Origin of the sequence: Nitrospirillum viridazoti CBAmc, from assembly GCF_000730165.1 — a bacterium.
GTDB classification, from domain to species: Bacteria; Pseudomonadota; Alphaproteobacteria; order Azospirillales; family Azospirillaceae; genus Nitrospirillum; species Nitrospirillum viridazoti.
The window spans coordinates 474,788-494,990 of the sequence record NZ_CP022111.1 but is presented as its reverse complement, the minus strand read 5'-3'; the positions used below and the strand labels follow the sequence as shown (position 1 = coordinate 494,990).

The window sequence follows — 20,203 nt, the reverse complement described above, 5'->3', positions numbered from 1 at the left end:
AATTTTATTTTTTAGTAGTTAGCCATTCACCCCCATCACGGAGGCGATTGGCAGCTTCTTCGCGAGAAGCTGAAAGTTAGATTGGGAGAATAGCGCCGGCCTGGCAAATCAGTTCTGCCAATGCCCACATCACCCCAATTTATGAAGGGCGAAGCGCGACGCCTCATCATGCAGGATAGACACCAGCCAACGCATGAGCGGTTCCTGGTCGCGATGGGGATGCCATTGCGCCATGATGGACGTGTATTCGCTTGGGAATGGCGTTTGGATACACTTGACCGGCAATATACTGGCAAAGAACTGCGCGAATCGCGAAACGGTTGTGACGATCAAATCCGTACCAATCACAATATTTGGCAGCATGGCATAACGTGCAGTCCTGACTGCAACGTGACGGCGGTCAAGAAAATCCAATGTCTCGGCACTTATATTCCCCAATACTTCCATTTGTTGGAACATCGCCGCATGGCGACCCGACAGATATGTCTCCTGATCTATCGTATAATCGACGGCGGGATGATCCTTCCAAACCATGCAGGAGAGCTGTTCATAGAACAGATGAACCTTCGACAGGCTGTTTGATTGGAAATTTTCCGAGACGATCACCAAATCGATATCTTTTTCCAGCACTACTTCCGCATTCGCATACTGGAAGGGGGCGATGTGAATATCCACACCCGGCGCCTCCTTCTGAAGGCGCCGAATGACGAGGGGCAGGAAGGTGATCTCCACCATGTCCGGCGCCGCTATGCGGATGGTCCTCCGGTCCGTCGCCGGATCAAAGCTCAGGGTCGTGCCGAAAACGTCCGCCGCCTCCCGCAACAAATGGCGCACGCGGGGACGAAGGGCCTCCGCCAATGCCGTCATTTGCCTTTGGCCGTTACTGTATACGACAAGCTCATCACTAAAATGCTCCCGCAATTTCTTGAGAGCGAGACTCATCGCAGGCTGACTAATATGCATACGGGTCGCGGCCTCGGTTATGGAGGCCGTGTTCAGAATGGCGTCGAGGGCGTAAAATTGGTTTAAATTACTTCTCTTAAGAAAATCCAGCCCACCGTTAACCATAGTACCCTCACAAAAATTCCAACCGCCAGCTTCACTCCTCGCCACAAACGCTGGCAAGGGGAAAAAATGTCGCCGTGATCACTCCGGTCATGCGTTGAATATCTGGCGGCATGAACACCGTCATTGGCGTATCTGCACCCTAATACGCCTAATTGACCCGTTGGCCCCGACATTGATTGACGGAACCCTCGCGGTGGACCGCCTTTACACCTACACGATGGAAGCCGAACCGGCGGGAACGCGGAAGTCGATATAGTCTTTGTGTTCCAGTTCGGGGGGCAGCGACCGTCAACGCCAATAGAAGAGCTGGAAGGCGCCAATGTTTCCCGCCTCCTTATGTCTTTGCATGGGCATCTTCTGCCGCCGCGGCACGCTCCAACTAGCCGCCACTACCACCTCGACCGAGCCGCGATTTATAGTTACGGCCAGCGACCTCTCAAGAAATGTCGCTCGACTGCGACACAGTTCGCGGATTTTTTTCTGATGAAGGGCGATTTCTTTATAATTGAAACTTATAATTTCATAACTTCGTCATTTCAAATAATCGACATTTATATCCTTCAGCATACAAACAGGCCTGCAGGCCTGGCATTAGTACTTTCTTAATCCGCAAGGCGTAATCCGAAAGGATAAACCCACCAACTCCAATGGTACGAAATGAACCTTTTCTCTTCCATGAAGGTCGGTCGGAAACTGGCCGCCGCCTTCGCGGTCATCGTCGCCGTGACTCTGATCGCCTCTGGCATCAATTACCGGGCGCTGTCCACCATCGACGAAACGACCGGGTGGGCGGACCACACCCATAAGGTGCTGGAGCGCCTCAGCAACGCGATGGCCGGCATGGTGGATGGGGAAACAGGATTACGCGGCTATCTTATCGGTGCCGACAGCAAATTCCTGGAGCCCTACCAGAAGGGCCAGGCGGCGTTCGAGGCGGCGTTCCTGGAAGTGAAATCCCTGACGGCGGACAATCCTGCGCAACAGGCGCGCCTTGATGATTTACGCCGCTTTGAACAGACGTGGCGCCGGGACGTGGCGGAAAAGGAAATCGGCCTGATGGGCAAGCCAGAAACGGTGGAGCAAGCCCGCAAGCTGGAGGCCAGCGGCGCCGGCAAGGCGTCCATGGACGGGATACGGGCCAAGGTGGCCGAAATTGACAAGGTGGAACGCGACCTGCTGGCGCAGCGCGCCGTGCTTCAGGCGGGCGCGCTCAGCACAGCCACGTCGGTAGCGCTGGTCAGCAGCGGCCTGTCCATCCTTCTCGCCGTCATCATGGCGTGGAGCCTCACCCGGGCTGTGGCCAAGCCCATCGTGGATATGACGGCGGCGATGCAGACCCTGGCCGCTGGCAACACCAGCGTGGAAATTCCCGCCCGTGATCGTCAGGACGAGATCGGCGGCATGGCCCAAGCCGTGGGCGTGTTCAAGGACAACATGATCGAGGCGGAGCGCCTGCGGTCGGAGCAGGAGGCGCTGAAGCGGCGCGCGGAGATGGAACGCCGCCAGGCGATGCTGGATTTGGCCAGCGCCTTCGAGAACCGCGTGGGCGGCGTCGTCAACGGCGTGACGTCGCAGGCCACGGAATTGCTGGCCACGGCCCAGACCCTGAGTGCCTCCTCCGACAATGTCGCCCGCCAGGCGGGAACGGTGGCGGCCGCCTCCATGCAGGCGACGCAGAATGTGCAGACGGTGGCGGCGGCCACGGAAGAGCTTTCCGCCTCCATCCAGGAGATCACGGCGCAGGTGTCACGCTCCACCCAGATGATTTCCAATGCCGTCACTCAGGCCGACCGCACCAACGGCGAGGTGCAGGGCCTGATGCAGTCGGCCCAGCGCATCGGTGAGGTGGTGACGCTGATCAACGACATCGCCAGCCGCACCAACCTGCTGGCCCTGAACGCGACCATCGAGGCGGCGCGCGCCGGGGATGCCGGCAAGGGCTTCGCCATCGTTGCGTCCGAGGTGAAGTCGCTGGCCACCCAGACGGCGCAGGCGACAGATGAGATCCGGGCGCAGATCACCGGCATGCAGACAGCGACGGAAGCGTCGGCGAGGTCCATCCAGGGCATCGCCGAGATCATCAGCCAGGTCAACCAGGCCTCCACCACCATCGCTGCGGCGGTGGAGGAGCAGGCCGCGACGACGAACGAGATCACGCGCAACGTCCAGCAGGCCGCCCAAGGCACCAACGACGTCTCCCAGACCATTGCAGAAGTCAGCGGTGCCGCCCAGGAAACCGGGGCCGCCGCGGGCGAGGTGCACTCGGCCGCCAACGACCTCAGCAAAAACGGCGAATTGCTGAAGCAGCAGGTCGACACCTTCCTGCGGGAGATCCGCGCCGCCTGAGGCGACGGCCCCTTTCGCCTCTCTCTTTTTCTCCTAGCGAAGGCGCGCCCATGGCGGCGCGTCCAAGCCCCGGCTCCGTCCCCAGGACGGTGGAGTTCCATGCGCCCGTATTTTTTGCCCCGTATCACCGGCTTGCTTGTGACCGCCGGCCTGTTCATGCACGCCACGGCGGGCGCCGCCGAAACCCCGGGCGCGCCGGCCCTGGGCGACCGTCTCGCCAATGCGGGCCTGTCCCTGACGTTGGACTATACCGGCGAGGCCGCGGCCAATCCCAGCGGTGGCCTGCGGCAGGGTAGCGCCTATGCCGGCCAGCTTCATGCCGGCGCCGACGCCGATCTGGAGCGGATCCTCGGCCTGGACGGCACCGTCCTTCATGCGGCGCTGACGCAAAGGCATGGCCGCAACCTTGCCGCCGACGCCATTGGCAACAACACGTCGGTGCAGGAGGTCTATGGTCTGCAGAATTTGCACCTGCTGACCTTGACCTTGGAAAAGAAGCTGCTCGACGGGCGCGTCGACATGGAGGTGGGCCGGATGGTGGCCAACGCGGCCTTCCTGAACAACCCGCTGTATTGCCACTTCCAGACCAACGCCATTTGCGGCAACCCGGTTTTCGTCAACCACGTCAGCAACTATACGTCGGCGCCGGGCAGCAGTTGGGCGGGGCGGGTCAAGGCCGACCTGACCGATACCCTCTACGCCCATGTCGGCGCCTACGAAGCCAACCCCCGGGATCAATCACCCACCGGCCATGGGCTGCATTTCGGCACCGACGGCGCCACCGGCGTGGTGGTGCCGTTCGAATTGGGCTACGCCCCCGGGGACCGGGCGTCGAGCCTGCCTGGGCATTATCAGGTGGGCGGATGGTACGACAGCTCGACCTACAGCGACCCCTTGAACGATGCGATGGGCCGCCCGTCCGTACTGACAGGGCGGCCCGGCATGACTGAAGCAGGGCGCTGGGGCGCTTCCGGCCGCTTCGACCAGGTCGTCTGGCGCTCCGCGTCCAACCCGGCGCGAACACTGTCCGTCTTCGGTGTGGCGATGGCCAGCGTGTCGGGGCGCGCGGTCGAGGACCGGTACTTCGCGCTGGGCGTGGTGCAGACCGGCCTGGTGGAAGGGCGCGACCAAGACACCCTGGGCCTCGTGATCACCGACCAGCGATTCAGCGATTTGACATTGGCCCGGATCGCCGCGGCGCGCGCCAGCGTCAGCAGCACCGTGTCCGCCGCCCGGCATGAGGTGATGATGGAATTGGCCTACGGGATGCAGGTCACGTCCGGCGTCCGCGTTTCACCCAATCTGCAATATATTGTGAATCCTGATGTCACCGCGCGGCCGTTCACGCGCGATAATCCGGCGGATGCCTTCGTCGTGGGGCTGAAATTCACGGTGGACATCGCCCATATCCTGCGCGGAGTCTCCTTATGATGGTCGTTGCGTAGGCGACCGGGCAGTCGAGTGAACAGGCCGGCGCCCTTGGGGGCTGGCTTTTTCGGCCGCGCACCCTATCTCCACATTCACGCATCGCGAGGGCGTTCCATCCTATCCTTCGGTCAGGACCTGCGAGCGCAACCACGTGTTCCAATCCCTACGTGCCCGCCTGGTGGCGCTACTCCTCATCGTTGCCTTCGCCGCCGTCGCCATCGGCGCCTTGATGACCGGCCTGTTCCAACGGTCGGCCGCGGCTCAAGTCGGGCAGATGGAAGCGGAGACCGCGCGCGCCTGTGAGGCCCAGTCCGGCGCCTTTCGGTTTTACGTGAGCGGCTGGCGCAGCCACGACCCATCCTCCAGCCTGTCAACAATCCGCCAGGGACTTGAGCCGGTGGTCCAGAGCGCGTTGCATGACCGTCCTGGCATTGAGGGCGGGATATGGCAGGACGGTGAAGGATCGTTGGCCTATGCCTATCCCAGCTATGAGGGCGCGGGCCCCAAGACCGACCTGCCGCAGGCGGAATTGACCCGCATCAAGGCGATCAACCAAGCGGCCCTGGGCGAGGGTCATACCGTCAGCGCACGCTATCGGGCGTCGACCGAGGTCCTGATCCTCGCCGCCTGTCCGTTGCCGGGCCCGCTGCCGGGACTGACGGCCTGGACCATGACGCGGGTGCGGACCCTGGAGGGCCACGGTTACCAGCAACTCATGACCGGCCTTGGGCTGCTTCTCCTCATCGTCCTGGCCGCCGCCGTGCTGCTGACGCAGCTGACCATGACCTGGTCGCGGCACATAACGCGCATTGAGACGACACTCGCCACGCACGACATCAACGACCTTCCCGTCCTGCCCTCGACGGGGGAACGGGAACTGGACCGCATCGTGCGGGCGCTCAATGAGGCGGGGGAAAGGCTGGCAGTGGCCCGGCGACGGGCGGAAACCATGGCGCGGGAGGTGGCGGCCAGCCAGCGTCTCGCCGCCATCGGGCGGGTCACGGCCGGGGTGGCGCATGAGATCCGCAACCCCATCGCCGCGATGAAACTGAAGGCGGAAAACGCCCTGGCCGGTGATACCACCCGCAAGGAACAGGCCCTGGGTGCCATCCTTGAGCAGATCGACCGGCTGGACGCCCTGCTTCACCGTCTTTTGAGCGTCACCGAACAGGACACGCCGGCCTATCAGCGGGTCAGCCTGGGGGATTTTCTGGACCGCATCGTCCGGCGGCACGCCGACGTCGCCGCCACCCGGGGCGTCGCGGTGAAGAGCGAGGCCGCCGTGCGGCACGCCCGGTTCGATCCCGGCCAATTGGAGCGCGCGTTGGACAACCTGATCCTGAACGCCCTGGAGGTGGCGCCGCGGCACAGCACCGTCCATGTCCGGGCGCGCCTTGCCGGCGATCACCTGATCCTGGCGGTGGAGGACAGGGGGGCCGGGCCACCGCCCCATCTGCGCGATGAGCTTTTCGAACCCTTCGTCACCGGCCGCGCCGACGGCACGGGCTTGGGCCTGTCCATCGTCCGCGAAATCGCGGCCGCCCATGATGGCGTCGCGCGCTTCCATCACACCAACGGCGCAACCACCTTCGAGATCGTTCTGCCATGGCAACCGTGCTGATCGTCGATGATGACGCGGCCTTGCGCGACGCGCTTGGCGAAGTGGTCGCCGATTGCGGCCATACCCCCCGTTTCGCCCCTTCGGGGGAGGTCGCGCTGACGATGCTGGCGAACGACGCCGTCGACGCCATGATCCTGGACCTGCGCATGCCCGGCCTGGACGGGCTGGAGGTCCTGCGGCGCGTCCGCACCCGTTCCCCATCATTGCCGGTCACCGTGCTGACGGCCCACGCCTCGGCGGCCAACACCATCGAGGCCATGCGCCTGGGCGCCTTCGACCACCTGACGAAGCCAGTGGGCCGCGCGGAACTGGCCCGGGTGGTGCGGGGCATGCTGGCCCTCAACGAAGGCTGGGCCGGCTCGGGCGGAAAGCCGCCTGTCCAGCCGGAAGGCCTCATCGGCGTCTGCGAGGCGATGCGCGCAGTCCAAAAGACCATCGGCCTGCTGGCCGACAGCGATACCACGGTGCTGATCACGGGGGAGACGGGCACCGGCAAGGAAGTCGTGGCCCGCGCCATCCACGACCATGGAAACCGGGCCGCCGCGCCCTTCGTGGCGGTCAACTGCGCCGCCATTCCGTCGGAACTGATGGAGAGCGAGCTTTTCGGCCACGTGAAGGGCGCCTTCACCGGCGCCACCGCCGACAGGATGGGCGCGTTCCGCCAGGCCGCCGGCGGGACGCTGTTCCTGGATGAGATCGGGGACATGGATATGGCCCTGCAGGCGAAGATCCTGCGGGCCTTGCAAGAGCGCACTGTCACGCCGATTGGGGGCAAGCCCCTGTCGGTGGACGTGCGGGTCGTGGCCGCCACGCACCGGGATCTGCGCCAACGGGTCAGGGAGGGCGGTTTCAGGGAGGATCTGTTCTACCGGCTGCATGTCATCCCCATCCATCTGCCGCCCTTGCGGGAACGGCGGGCGGACATTTTGCCTTTGGCCGAGGCATTCCTGGCGCAAGCCGGAAACAAGGCCCTGGACGCAGACGCCGCGGCCCGGCTGGTGGCCCACAATTGGCCCGGCAATGTCCGGGAGTTGCGTAACGTGGTGGAGCGGGTGGCGGTCCTGGTACGCGGCCCCATCGTCACCGCAGCCGACATCGACTTCCTGGGCCGGTCGGACCACCCGCCGCGTGCTGGCGGGCCAGCAGACCCGCCGGATGAGGACCTGACCTCGGCCGTGGCCAAGCTCGAGACGGCGATGATTCGCCGCGCGCTGGACCGGTGTGCCGGAAATCGCACGGAGGCGGCCCGCCTGCTGGGCATCCATCGCCCCCTGCTGTACGCCAAAATGAAGCGCTACGGCATTGAAGCGTTCGAAGAGCAAACGGCCAGTGTCTCGAATCCGGACGCCGCCAAAGGCGCGTAATGGCTGCAGGCCACTGAAATCTTTTGATTCTTTCCATGGCACGGCCTTTGCCAAACACCTCCTGGTCCCGATACCCAGGAGTAAAGGCTCATGCCAACCCTTCGGAACGTCGGCCTGCTGGCCGGTGCAGCGCTGTTGGTCATCCAGGCCACCAGCCACGCCCAAGTGGCGTCCCCCCCTGTCCCACCGCCGCCCGCACAGGGGCCCGCCCCGGCGCCGCTCTATGATGTGACGCAGCTGCCCGCGGTGCGGGGCGTGGTCCGCCAGTTCACGCAAACGCCCCGCGGCGACATCGACGGCCTAATCCTTGCGGACGGCACCGAGGTGAAGACGCCTCCACACCTGTCCAGCGAGATCGCCTACGCCATCCGTCCGGGCAACACCGTGATCGTGCACGGCCTGCGGGCGGCGGCGCTGCCCCTGGTGCGCGCGATCTCGATAACCGACGAGGCGACGAAGATCACCATCAGCGATGACGGCCCTGGGCCCGGCCGCCGGCTGGACGCCGCCGGCGGTGCCCCCACCGTGTCGAGCGGACGGGTGCGCATGCCGCTGCATGGACCGGAGGGGCAGGTCGACGGTGCCTTGCTGGAGGACGGCACCGTCCTGCGGCTGCCGCCCGATGCCTATCGCGCCGTTACAGAGCTTAAACCCGGCCAGACCGTGTTTGCCGAAGGACCCGTCCTCACTACCGCCTTCGGCCGGGTTGTCGAGGTGAGCGCCATGGGAACCACGCCTGATCGCCTGGAACCCATCGTCCCGCTGCCGCCGGCGCCTCCCGGTCCGCCGCCGCCCAGGCCCTGACGCCGTCACCCTCTTCTTCTTTCACGTCCGGCCCTGGCGCCTGCCTGAAGCCTGGCGGTTCATGCGCCTGGATACCGTGACGGTGACCACCGCCCTCCCGCCGGCCCTGCGCACGCTTCTCGTGGGAGGCCCTTCGTGACGCTGAACCTTTCGCCGCTCAAAAATCTGAATGCCCTGGATGCGCTGAATTTCCTGCTTGCCGACGTGCGGGGCGCACTGGGGCCGTTCCTCAACGTCTTCCTGGTGACGCAGCAGGGGTGGAGCCAGTCGGCGGTCGGCGTCGTGACGATGGTGGGCGGATTGCTGGGCCTGCTCGCCCAGGGGCCGGCCGGCGCGCTCATCGACGCCGTGCGCGCCAAGCGCGAGCTGGTGGCCGCCGGCCTGGGCATGCTCGCCATCGGCAGCCTTGTCATCTTCGTGGTTCCCACTTTCTGGCCCGTCATGGTGGCCAACGCCACGCTGGCGGTGGTGGGCGACATTTTCGGCCCTGCGGTGGCGGCCCTCACCCTGGGTCTGTACGCCCGGGCCCAGTTGGCCGGCCGCATGGGGCGCAACGGCGCTTTCGACCATGCCGGCAATGTGTTCATCGCCATCGCCGCCGGGATCATGGGCCGCCTTTTCGGCCAGCGCGCCGTTTTCCTGCTGGGGCCCGTCTTTGCCCTGCTTGCGATCTGGGCCGTCCTGTCCATCCCGGCGGCGGCGATCAACCATGATCAGGGGCATGATCAGCCGGGCCGAGAGCCGCGCCAGGCGTATCTGCCCGCCTTCATCAGGTGCCGGCCGCTCATGATCTTCGCCGGGTGCGGGCTGCTCTTCCACTTCGCCAACGCCCCGCTGCTTCCCCTGGTGGGCCAGAAGCTGGCCAACGCGAACCCGGAGTGGGCGACCGCGATGATGTCGTCCTGCATCGTCGCCGCCCAGCTGGTCATGCTGCCCATGGCGCTGTTCGCCGGTCATTATGCGCAAAAATGGGGCCGCAAGCCGGTCCTGCTCATCGCGTTCGCCATCCTGCCGGTCCGGGCCTGCCTCTACGTCGTTTCCGACAACCCGGCCTGGCTTATCGGCGTCCAGCTTCTGGATGGCGTCGGCGCCGGTCTGGTCGGTGTCCTGACGCCGCTGATCGTCTCTGACCTGACGCGCGCCACCGGTCATTACAACCTGGCCTTGGGCCTTATCATGTCCGCCCAGGGTGTGGGCGGGGCGATCAGCGGACTGGCGGCAGGCGCGGTTGCCGACAGGCTGGGATACCCGCCGGCATTCATGAGCTTGGGACTTGCCGCTGGTGTGGCGACCGTGGCGCTGGCGATGTTCTTTCCCGAAACCGGCACTCCAGCCACGCCGTCCGAACGCCTGGAGGCCGAGAGGAAAGCCATCTCCTGATGCCGCGCAAAACGCCGACGCCACGGCCGGACGGCCACCTCGCCGGGGCCGGATGTCGCCGGATCAGTGAAATCGATCGCGTTTCGCTTCAAATGCCCGGCGGCTTCGCCCGATCATGTCCGTCAGCGATGAGGGCGGCCAGCACGGCCTGGCCCAGCGCCAAGCCGCCATCGTTGGCCGGCACCTGGCCGTGTATCACGGGCCGCCAGCCCGCGGCCCGCAGGCGGGCTTGGAGTTCGTGCAGGATGATGCGGTTCTGCAGGACACCGCCCGACAGCGCGACCAGGGCACCGGGACCGGCGCCCACCCGCCCCGTCGCCTGCACCAGCGCCTCCACCAGGCCAAGGTGGAAGCGGGCGGCGATCAGCCCCGGCGCCTCTCCGGCGGCCAAGTCGTCCAACAGCGCCCGCCACATCGGGGCCCAGCCGACCACCACGGGAACGTCGCCCCCAAACGCCGCCGGATAAGGACGCGCGGTGGCGACATGGGGACGCGCCAGCGCTTCCAGCGCCATCGCGGCCTGCGCTTCATGCCCGATGCGTGCGGGGTGGATACCCAGCGCCGCCGCGACCGCGTCGAACAGCCGGCCCGCCGAGGAACAGGGTGGCGCGTTGGTGCCGGTTTCCAGCATGCGCTCCAGCACGGCCACATGCGCGGCAGGCGGCAGGTGGTTCAGCACGGGCGCGGCTTGGTCCCGCCACGTTTCACCGAAGGCTTGGCGTAGCTGGGCCACCAGGTTGCGCCACGGCTGGCGCATCGCGGCCGCCCCGCCGGCGAGGGCCACGGGGGCGATATGAGCCACACGGGTCACGCCGCGGTATCCCCCGCGCAGGATCTCGCCGCCCCATAGCGTTCCATCCGCGCCCAGGCCCAGGCCGTCCAGGATCAGGCCGAAGGTGCCGTCCCCCCCCTCCGCCAACCCGATACCGGCATCCGCCAGGCAGGCGGCCATGTGGGCATGATGGTGCCCCACGGACACCAGCCGGGCGCCACACTCCCGCGCTAGTGCTGCGCCCAGCGTGGTCGAGAGATAATCCGGATGGGCGTCAACGGCGATCACCTCCGGCGTGAAATCGAACAGGTCGCGGTAGAGGCGCAGCAGGACCCGGTAGTCATCAAGGGCGGCCGCATTCTCCAGGTCGCCGATGTGCTGGGACAGGATGGCCTGCCCCTCCCGCAGCAGGCAGAAGGTCGCCTTCAGCTCGCCGCCCATGGCCAGGGTGGGCGGCAAGCCGTCGAGGCCTGGCGGCAGAGGCAATGGTGCCGGAGCGTAACCCCGGGCCCGGCGCAGGATGGCGGGCGCACCGCCGGTGGCGGCGACCACGCTGTCGTCCAGGCGGTTGAGGATGGCGCGGTCATGCATCAGCCAGGCGTCGGCCAATCCGACCAGGCGAGCCCGCGCGTCCTCATTGGTGATGACTTGCGGTTCATCCGACCGGTTGCCCGACGTCATCACCAGGGGGCCGTCCACCCGGGCCATCAGCAGGTGGTGCAGCGGCGTGTAGGGCAGCATGAAGCCCAGATGGTCCTGGTCCGGCGCCAGCCCGCCCGGCAGCGGCGCGCCATCGGGCCGCCTGGGCAGCAGCACGATGGGCGCCGCAGGCGATTGCAACAGGGCGCGGGCCGCGTCGTCCAGCTGGCAATACCGGCCGACCTCATCCACCGATCGGGCCATCACCGCGAAGGGCTTGGCATCGCGCGCCTTGCGCCGCCGCAATTCCGCGACCGCCTTGGCGTCGGCGGCATCACAGGCCAAGTGGAAGCCACCGATACCCTTCACGGCGACGATGCCGCCGGCGCGCAGCAGCGCCGCCGCCGCGTCCAGCGGGTCCGCCCCCGCCTCCGGGGCGGGCTCTAGCCACAGCCGGGGCCCGCAGGCGGGACAGGCCGTCGGCTGGGCGTGGAAGCGGCGGTCGGCGGGGTCGGCGTATTCGGCGGCGCAGTCCGGGCACATGGTGAAGGCCGCCATGGCCGTGTTGGCGCGGTCATAGGGGATGGCGCTGACGATGGACAGCCGGGGACCGCAATGGGTGCAGTTGCCGAAGGCATAGCCCTGGCGCCGGTCGGCGGGGTCGAACAGTTCCGCCCGGCAGGCGGGGCAGGTGGCCGCGTCGGGCACAATGCCCGTCCGCGCCAATCCAGCGGCACTGGCGGCGATGGTGAAGCCATGGGGCGCCGGACCGCGGTGGGGGAAGACCTCGACGGCGTCGATGCGCGCCAGGGGCGGCGCCTCGCGGCGTAGCCGGTCCTGAAAACCGTCCAGCGCCGCAGGATCACCCCAGGCGTGGATGATCACGCCTTCCCCGTCATTGGCGACATCACCGGCAATATCCAGCACGCGGGCCAGGCGCCATACATGGGGCCGGAAGCCCACCCCCTGGACCAGGCCCCGCACCCGGATGCGACGGCCCGCCATGGCGCCGGCGGCCTCCATCAGTGCACCGTGCAGACCATGCAGGGGTCGAAGGAACGGACGATGTGCTGCACGGCCACCGGCTCGCCCTCCCCCTCGCGGACGGGGGCGCCGCGCAACGCCTGCTCCAGCGGGCCGGGCGTGCCGGCGGCGTCGCGGGGGGAGAAGTTCCAGGTGGTGGGGGCGATGATCTGGTAATTGGCGATGCGCCCACCCTGAACGGTCACCCAATGCCCCAGGGAGCCGCGGGCGGCCTCCGTCAGGCCGGCCCCCTCGCCCACCATCGGCAGGGGTGTATGGTCGATGAAGGGAGCCGCCGGATCGATGGCGCGTATCCAGCGCTCCATGGCCATGGTGACCAGGGCGACCTCCAGCAGCCGCGCCACCACCCGCGCCTCGACCGTCGCGCCGTCCCGTGCCACCAGGTCGCGCGGCAGCGGGTGTCCCGCGACCAGCTGCCGCGACAGGGCGCCCACCTCCGCCACCTCCCCGTCCAGGCGCGGCGCCTTGCACCAGGAGTAGGCGTCGTCCCGCGCGGCATCCGGCGGCATCCCCGGCTCACGCGGGGGGCGCGGTGCCGCGTCCGGGTCGGACCGGTACCAGGCGTGGCTGACATCCTCCGTGATGCGGTCGACCGGCAGGATGCTGCCGACGCCCTGCCTGAACATGCCGCGCGGAAACAGTGGCCCCTCCGCGGACGGATAGGCGCCGAAGCTCATATGCCGCAGGTCGGTACGGCCCAGGCGATTCAGGCCAACCGCCTGGGACACGGTGACGAAGCGGGCGAAGTCACCCCGATCGGCCTTCGCCTCCGCCCAGGCCCGCAAAGCGTCGCGGGTCGACAGGGCCGCCACCGCCTCCAGCGCATCGCCGAACAGGGTGCGCTCCAGGAAGCGGCGGAAGGCGGCCAGCAGGGCGCCCAGCCGCGCCAGTTCGGCCCGCGATACGGCGCGCGTCGATCCGCCGGGCTGAACCGCCAGGGTATGGGGCCACTTACCCGCCAGGATGCCCAGCAGGTTCATCAGTTCCGCCCGGGCGGGCAGAAACTCCTGCGCAGCATCGCCTTTCACCGCCGTGAACCGCGCGGCCGTGCCCGCATACCAAGATTCCCCCGCGTAAACAGCGCGGGCGAAGTCGGGCATGAAGAACAGGTAGAAGTGCGTCAGATGGTCGGCCACGTTCTCCACCGCGTGGATCAGATTCATGGCCAGGCCGCCATTTGCCGGCAAGGGCCCGGAACCGGTCGCCGCCAGCGCGCGCGCCGCGGCCACGGATTGCGACACGGAACAGATGCCGCAGATGCGCGGCGCGTAGACCAGCGCGTCCAGCGCCGGCTTGCCCACCAGCATGGCCTCGAACCCGCGATAGAGCGGGGAGACGACGCGGGCGTCGGCCACCAAGCCGGCGCTGATGTCGAGGCGCACCTCAAGATCGCCCTCGACACGGTTGAAGGGACCGACGATCAGGCGGCTCATGCGCTGTCCTTGCGCTTGTCATGGGGAAGAAGGACCGGTGCTGGCCGCGCGGCGTTGTCGCGCAGCCGCTTGGGCGTCGCCGCCTTGGACAGGGATGCCAGCGCCACGAACCACGCCTTGGGCATGTCCGTCGGCAGGCCGATGGGTATGCCGGCCACCTTGGGTGTGACAGCGAAGGCGTGGCCCGGCTCCTCAAACCCCGGGGCCGTGCAATTGATGCATGCGTAGTTGCCGTCCAGGCAGGAGCCGCCGCCGTTCCACGGCCGGATGTTGCAATCGGCCCGTGCCTGCGTGCCCTTGCAGCCCAAATTCTCCATCATGCAGCCCAGATCACCCGGCTGTTCCGCGCTGGCCTTGAACTCATAGAATTCATTGCGGGCGCAGCCGTGGTGGACCAGGTGGGCGGTATAGGCCAGGGGGCGCTCCCACTCATCCAGGTCAGCCGCGCTCAAGGTGCCGGCGCCGATCTGCAGCAACGTGTCGGTGAACCAGCCGGGGTGGATGGGGCAGCCGGCGATATTGATGACGGGCAGACCCTTGGCGGAGCGGAATCCCGCCCCCAGCAGGCCGCCCGCCCGGGTGCCGTCATAGGCCAGGCCGCACGCCTCGACCTCATTGCCGCCGGCCGCGGTGATGCCCCCGAAGGCGGCGCAGCTGCCCACGGCCACGACATAGCCGGCCCGGCGGGCGATGGCGGCGATCCAGTCGCGCATGGGCTTGCCCGTCCCGGCCATCAGGTGGAAGCGGCCGGTGCCGCCGGGCCCATTGATGACCGACCCCTCCAGGCACAGGATGTCCACCGGCTGGTCGCCCGCGGCCACGGCCTCCAGGATGGCCCGCGCTTCCCCGCCCGTCGCCTCGCTGAGGGACGGGTGCCACAGCAGTTCGACGTTGGCCGCCGCCAGGGCCGTCAGCAGATCCGGCTTCTCCGCCCCCAGCAGGGACAGGGTGCAGCCGCCGCAGCCGCCGGATTGCAGCCATAAGAGCCGCAGCGGGCGGGGCGGTTCAGATACTGCGGTCATCGACCGGCACCTTCAGGGTAAAGGCGGCGCCACCGCCTTCCGCTTCGGCGTGGCTCAGGCTGCCGCCCAGTTTTTCCGCCATGTTGTAGCTGACGTACAGCCCCAGGCCGGTACCGCTGCCGATGGGCTTGGTGGTGAAGAAGGGCTCGAAAATCTTGCCCTGGTTTTCCGGCGGGATGCCAGGGCCGTTGTCGGTGACCGTCAGGACGATCCATCCGTCCTGTTCCCCCGCTGTGATGCGGATAAGGGCGCCGTCGCGGCCGTTCACGGCGTCCACCGCGTTCTGCACCAGATTGACCAGGATCTGGTGCAACTGGCCCTTGAGGCCCACCACCTCCAACGCGGCCGGCAATTCCAGCCGCACCTCCGGCTTGGTGCGCTGCGTCTTGATCACCCAGTCGGTGGCCGTGTGGATCAGGCGGACCAGGTTGAACGCCTCGGGCTCCTCACGCTGGTTGGAGGAGAAGCGCCGCAGATCCTGCACGATGTCGCGCACCCGCTCCGCCCCCTCCAGCGTGCCGTCGACCAGGGGGCCTATGTCGGCCAGCACCTTGTCGATGCGCAGGCTGTCGCGCAGGGCCGCCAGCTCCGCCCGCGGCTTGCCGGCATCGATGGCCGCGAGATAGCCGGTGATGGCGGCGCCATACCGCTTCAGCGCGTACATGTTGCCGAACACGAAGCTGATGGGGTTGTTGAGTTCGTGCGCCACCCCCGCCACCAGCCGGCCCAGCGCCGCCATCTTTTCCGAGGTCAGCAGCTGCTGCTGGGTCTGCCGCAGGCGCTGGTGCGCCTTGTCCAGATCCCGGTAAGCGCGCAGCAGTTCGCCCACGGGCCGGCCGGCCAGGACCATGCCCGCGAACCGGCCGCGCGCATCGCGACGGGGCGCCCCGTTCACGGATACGGCCGCCCGCTGGCCATCCGCCGCCAGCAGGTGCCAGCTCTTGTCCTCGATGGCGCGCCCCTCGGCCAGGCAGGCCCGGATGTCGGCATGGTCGGCGGGATCGAACAGATCCAGCAAGGGGACCGCCAGCAAATCACCCTCCTCACGTCCCAGGGCCGCCGTCAGCGCCGCGTTGACCCGCAGCACGGCGCCGGCTGCGTCGCAGACGATCAGCACGTCATTCATGGCCCCGAGGACGGAGTGCATGAAGTCGCGCGCCTGTTGCAGGCGCTGGTTCTGTTCCTCCAGCGCCACCTGCGAGGCCACGAGGTCGCTGTAGACCACGTCCATGCGGCGGATGACATCGATCCACAGCTGCTCACCTTCGCCTTCCGCGTCGGACGGCGGGTTCCCGAAGGGCAGCGCCGGCTCATGGCTGCCCATGGCTCAGCCCCCCGCCATGCGCTTGGGCGCAAGAGGATGGACGTTCTCCAGCCCGTAGCGTTCCAGCTTGGCCCGCAACCCCACGCGGGACAGCCCCAGTTCCCGCGCAGCCTGGCTTTTGTTCCAGCGGTGGCGAATCAAGGTTTCCCGGATGATGCGTGCCTCCATGGCACTGACCCGCTCGCGCAGGTCGCCGGCCAGGCCGGCGATGTCGGCGAAATCGTCCTCGCGCGCGCCGGCCCCCTGGGGCTCCGCCCGCAGGATGTGGGGCGACAGCAGGTCCGCCTCCAGCCGCCGGCCTTCCGTGGCCCGCACCATCAGGCGCTGCACCTCATTCTGCAGCTCGCGGACATTGCCCGGCCAGTCGTAGCGGGCCAGGCACTCCAGCGCCTCCGGCGAAATCCCGGGCACGCGCTTGCCCATCTGCGCCATGGCACGGTCCAGCAGCACCTCCACCAGCAGGGGCAGGTCGCCCTTGCGGTCCTTCAGGTCGGGCAGGCGGATGATCATGCCGGCCAGGCGGTAGAACAGGTCGGCGCGGAAGCGCTTGGCCCGAACCTCCTCCTCCAGATCCTTGTTGGTGGCGGCGATCACCCGCACCTCCACCTTGCGCGTGCGGGTTCCCCCCAGGGGCCGTATCTCCCCCTCCTGCAGCACACGCAGCAGCTTGACCTGGAAGGCGGGGGAAACCTCGCCGATCTCATCCAGGAAGACGGTGCCGCCGTCCGCCCGCTCGAACAGGCCGACATGGTCCTCGATGGCGCCGGTGAAGGCGCCCTTCTTATGCCCGAACAGCTCGCTTTCCAGCAGTTCGTCGGGCAGGGCGCCGCAATTCTCCACCACGAAGGGCTGGTTCCAGCGCAGCGAGCCATAGTGCAGCGCGCGCGCCGCCAACTCCTTGCCCGTGCCGGAGGAACCGAACAGCAGGACCGGCACGTCGAAGGGCGCCACCTGGGCCAGGCTGCCGCACACGGCCTCCATGGGGCTGCCCTTGGCGCGGACGATGCCGTCGTCGAAATTATAGGCGCGGCGCAGCTTCTCCTTCCGCTCCCCCACCACGCGGGAGGCGGCGGCCGGCAGCATCTTCATCTCCACCGCCAGCAGTTCGTTCTGCCGCTGCAAGGCATAGAGGCGGCAGGCGCCCTTCAACGTCAGCAGCAGGTTTTCCGGGTGCCAGGGCTTGGTGACGTACTGGAAGATGCCGGCCTGATTGATGCCGTCGATGATGTCATGGGCATCGGTATAGCCGGAGATGATCATGCGCACGACCTCCGGCCAGCGCTCCTTGACCTCCGTCAGGAACTCCACGCCGCTGCGTTCCGGCATGCGCTGGTCGCACAGCACCACCTGCACCGGATTGTCGGCCAGCCGCCGCTCGGCCTCGACGGTGCTGGCGGCGGTCAGCACCTCGAAGTCCTCCTCCAGGATACGCCGCAGCGATTCCAGGGAGCGCAGCTCGTCATCGACGATCAGGATGGTGGGCAGATCGGTGGAAGACTCGGCCATCGCTCCTCTCCGCTAGCAGATGCGCGGAAGCTGTTCGCCCGACAGCCAATCAACCACGCGCTGGCCGCCGATGGCCGTCGTCATGCGGACGAAGCCGGGCTGGCCCACGGTAACATGTCCGATCAGTGCCGCGTCACGGCCTTCCGCATGGTTCCGCATCACCGCCAGCAGCGTCTCCGCGTCCTCCGGCTCGCAAACGCAGACCAGCTTGCCCTCATTGGCGACGTTCAGGGGGTCCAGGCCCAGCAGCTCGCAGGCCGCCGCCACCTCCGGCCGGACCGGGATGGCCCGCTCATCCAGCAGCATGCCCACGCCGGCGGCGTTGGTCAGTTCGTTCAGCGTGGCGGACAGGCCGCCCCGGGTAGGGTCGCGCAAGACGGCGATGCCCGGGACGACCGCAACCATGTCGGCCACCATGCGGTGCAGGGCGGCGCTATCGGACCGGATTTCGGTACCGAATTCCAGGCCCTGGCGCTTGGACAGGATGGCGATGCCATGGTCCCCGATGGGGCCGGACAGCAGGACGGCTTGCCCTGGACGCAGCCGGCGCGGGCCGATGTCCACGCCCGCCGGCACCACGCCGATGCCGCTGGTGGTGATGAAGACGCCGTCGCCCTTGCCGCGCTCCACCACCTTGGTGTCACCCGTCGCCACAGGCACGCCGGCCGCCCGGCAAGCCTGCCCCATGCTGGCGGCGATGCGGTCCAGGTCCGCCAGGGGAAAGCCTTCCTCGATGATGAAGGCAGCGGTCAGCGCCACCGGGCGGGCACCGGCCATGGCCAGGTCGTTGAGCGTGCCATGCACGGCCAGGGAACCGATGTCGCCCCCGGGAAAGAACAAGGGCGAGATGACATGGGCGTCCGTCGTCACGGCGATGTGGCCCGACCCGGCGTCGATGCGCGTCGCGTCGTGCCCCTGATCCAGCAACGGGTTCGCCAGGTGGCGCAGGAAGATGTCGCGGATCAGCCGGGCCATGGCCCGGCCGCCACCACCGTGGCTCATGTCCACGGCACCGGAAAGATCGGGGGGCGGGGTGGTCATTCGGCCGCCATCTCCGCCAAGGTCTCCACCCGCCGGTAGGTCCAATAGGCGGCGCACGCCCCCTCGGAGGAAACCATGCAGGCGCCCATGGGCGTTTCCGGCGTGCAGGCCTTGCCGAACAGCTTGCAGTCCTTCGGCTTCTTCACGCCGCGCAGGATGGCCGGGCATTCGCAGGACTTGGTTTCCCGGCTCTGCTTCTCGCTGAGGGCGAAGCGCTTCTCGGCGTCAAAGGCGGCATACTCTGCCCGGATGGCCAGCGCGCTTTCAGGTACGCTGCCCAGCCCGCGCCATTCGAAGCTGGGCCGCAGCTCGAAGATACGGTCCACCAGTTCCTGCGCCTTGGCGTTGCCGTCCCGCGTCACCACCCGGGTGTACTGGTTCTCGACCGCCACCCGCCCTTCGTTCACCTGGTGTATCAGCATCAGGACCGACTGCATCACGTCCAGCGGCTCGAACCCGGCGATGACCACCGGCTTGGCATAGCGGGCGGCCAGGAACTCATAAGGCCGGGACCCGATGACCGCGCTGACGTGCGAGGGGCCGAGGAAGCCGTCCAGGCGGGCGGCCTGGCTGGGATCGATCTCCGGCGCCTCCAGGATGTGACGGATGGCCGGTGGGGTCAGCACATGGTTGCAGAAGACGGAGAAATTGGTGATGCCCTCCGCCTGGGCCTGGGCGATGGCGACCGCGCTCGGCGGGGTGGTCGTCTCGAACCCGATGCCCAGGAAAACCACCTCGCGCCCCGGATTGGCGCGGGCGATGTCCAGCGCGTCCAGCGTCGAATAGACCATGCGGATGTCGGCGCCGTCGGCCTTGGCCTTCAGCAGCGACCGCCGTCCCGTGCCCGGCACGCGCAGCATGTCGCCATAGCTGCACAGGATGACACCGTGCCGTTCCGCCAATTCGATGGCGTCGTCCAGGCGGCGGGCGGGCAGGATGCAGACGGGACAGCCGGGGCCGTGCACGAAGCGCACATTGGCCGGCACCAAATCCTGCACGCCATAGCGGAAGATGGCGTGGGTGTGCCCGCCGCAGAACTCCATGAAATTATAGTCGCGCGCCGGGTCCGCCGCCGCGGCGATGGCGGCGGCCAGGGTGCGCGCCAAATCCCGGTCGCGGAATTCATCAACGTATTTCATGGCGCCTCTCCCGCGCTTTCCGCCGCCCCGCCCATATCCGCCACCTCGGCCTGCAGCAGCCCCGCCTCCGCCATCATGGCCAAGGTGCGCCGCGCCTCCTCCTCACTGACACGGTGCAGGGCGTAGCCGACGTGCAGCAGCACATAGTCGCCCACCGCGACCTGCTCCAGCAGGGCCACGGAAACTCGCTTGGCGATGCCGCCGACCGAGACGCTCGCCATCGCGCCGTCATGCAGCGCCGTCACCAGCGCGGGTATGGCCAGGCACATGGT

General features: G+C 67.5%; 15 protein-coding genes. 6 read left to right on the top strand and 9 right to left on the bottom strand.

Translation table 11 applies throughout. The annotated features are described in order from the left end of the window. Positions 1-129: 129 nt before the first annotated feature. Complete coding sequence (locus tag Y958_RS15645; RefSeq protein WP_088872970.1) at positions 130-1,068, bottom strand: LysR family transcriptional regulator; 939 nt, start codon at positions 1,066-1,068, stop codon at positions 130-132. Positions 1,069-1,725: 657 nt separating this feature from the next. Here Y958_RS15645 and Y958_RS15640 point away from each other — a divergent pair. From Y958_RS15640 to Y958_RS15615, 6 genes are all read left to right on the top strand, one after another. Then, positions 1,726-3,414 (top strand): methyl-accepting chemotaxis protein, encoded by a 1,689-nt coding sequence (locus Y958_RS15640; protein ID WP_244909536.1) that lies wholly within the window; start codon positions 1,726-1,728, stop codon positions 3,412-3,414. Between the two features lie 138 nt (positions 3,415-3,552). Then, positions 3,553-4,845, top strand: a complete 1,293-nt coding sequence (locus Y958_RS15635; RefSeq protein WP_244909535.1) for a carbohydrate porin — start codon at positions 3,553-3,555, stop codon at positions 4,843-4,845. 148 nt (positions 4,846-4,993) lie between these two features. Next, a complete protein-coding gene (locus Y958_RS15630) occupies positions 4,994-6,463 on the top strand; it encodes a sensor histidine kinase (RefSeq protein WP_088872968.1) in 1,470 nt (489 codons plus the stop codon). After that, positions 6,448-7,827, top strand: coding sequence for a sigma-54-dependent transcriptional regulator (locus Y958_RS15625; RefSeq protein ID WP_088872967.1), 1,380 nt, complete (start codon positions 6,448-6,450; stop codon positions 7,825-7,827). Before Y958_RS15630 ends, Y958_RS15625 begins: the two co-directional genes overlap by 16 nt. A 90-nt stretch (positions 7,828-7,917) precedes the next feature. Further along, entirely contained in the window at positions 7,918-8,631 is a 714-nt protein-coding gene (locus Y958_RS15620) for a hypothetical protein (protein ID WP_088872966.1), read from the top strand. A gap of 135 nt (positions 8,632-8,766) precedes the next feature. Further along, positions 8,767-10,011 carry an MFS transporter gene (locus Y958_RS15615; protein WP_088872965.1) on the top strand — a complete coding sequence of 415 codons (1,245 nt, stop codon included), beginning with the start codon at positions 8,767-8,769 and terminating at the stop codon, positions 10,009-10,011. A gap of 88 nt (positions 10,012-10,099) precedes the next feature. On the opposite strand, the gene hypF is transcribed toward Y958_RS15615, so the two are convergent. Genes hypF through Y958_RS15575 form a run of 8 tightly spaced genes read right to left on the bottom strand, consistent with a single transcriptional unit; the run spans position 10,100 to position 20,200 of the window. Beyond that, positions 10,100-12,427: a carbamoyltransferase HypF gene (hypF, locus tag Y958_RS15610; RefSeq protein ID WP_244909534.1), complete on the bottom strand. Its 2,328-nt coding sequence runs from the start codon at positions 12,425-12,427 to the stop codon at positions 10,100-10,102. A 17-nt stretch (positions 12,428-12,444) separates the two neighbouring features. Beyond that, on the bottom strand, positions 12,445-13,899 hold the full coding sequence (locus Y958_RS15605) for a nickel-dependent hydrogenase large subunit (RefSeq protein ID WP_088872963.1): 1,455 nt from the start codon (positions 13,897-13,899) through the stop codon (positions 12,445-12,447). After that, the gene (locus tag Y958_RS15600; protein ID WP_088872962.1) at positions 13,896-14,921 is read right to left on the bottom strand and encodes an NADH-quinone oxidoreductase subunit B family protein; all 1,026 of its coding nucleotides are present in this window, start codon (positions 14,919-14,921) and stop codon (positions 13,896-13,898) included. The genes Y958_RS15605 and Y958_RS15600 overlap by 4 nt, the downstream gene beginning before the upstream one ends. Then, positions 14,905-16,245: a sensor histidine kinase gene (locus Y958_RS15595; RefSeq protein ID WP_088872961.1), complete on the bottom strand. Its 1,341-nt coding sequence runs from the start codon at positions 16,243-16,245 to the stop codon at positions 14,905-14,907. Before Y958_RS15595 ends, Y958_RS15600 begins: the two co-directional genes overlap by 17 nt. 3 nt (positions 16,246-16,248) lie before the next feature. Continuing rightward, positions 16,249-17,751, bottom strand: a complete 1,503-nt coding sequence (locus Y958_RS15590) for a sigma-54-dependent transcriptional regulator (RefSeq protein WP_088872960.1) — start codon at positions 17,749-17,751, stop codon at positions 16,249-16,251. 12 nt (positions 17,752-17,763) lie between these two features. Next, positions 17,764-18,792 carry a hydrogenase expression/formation protein HypE gene (gene hypE / locus Y958_RS15585; protein ID WP_088872959.1) on the bottom strand — a complete coding sequence of 343 codons (1,029 nt, stop codon included), beginning with the start codon at positions 18,790-18,792 and terminating at the stop codon, positions 17,764-17,766. Continuing rightward, on the bottom strand, positions 18,789-19,931 hold the full coding sequence (gene hypD, locus Y958_RS15580) for a hydrogenase formation protein HypD (protein ID WP_088872958.1): 1,143 nt from the start codon (positions 19,929-19,931) through the stop codon (positions 18,789-18,791). Before hypD ends, hypE begins: the two co-directional genes overlap by 4 nt. After that, on the bottom strand, positions 19,928-20,200 hold the full coding sequence (locus tag Y958_RS15575) for a HypC/HybG/HupF family hydrogenase formation chaperone (RefSeq protein WP_088872957.1): 273 nt from the start codon (positions 20,198-20,200) through the stop codon (positions 19,928-19,930). The genes hypD and Y958_RS15575 overlap by 4 nt, the downstream gene beginning before the upstream one ends. Positions 20,201-20,203: the final 3 nt, after the last annotated feature.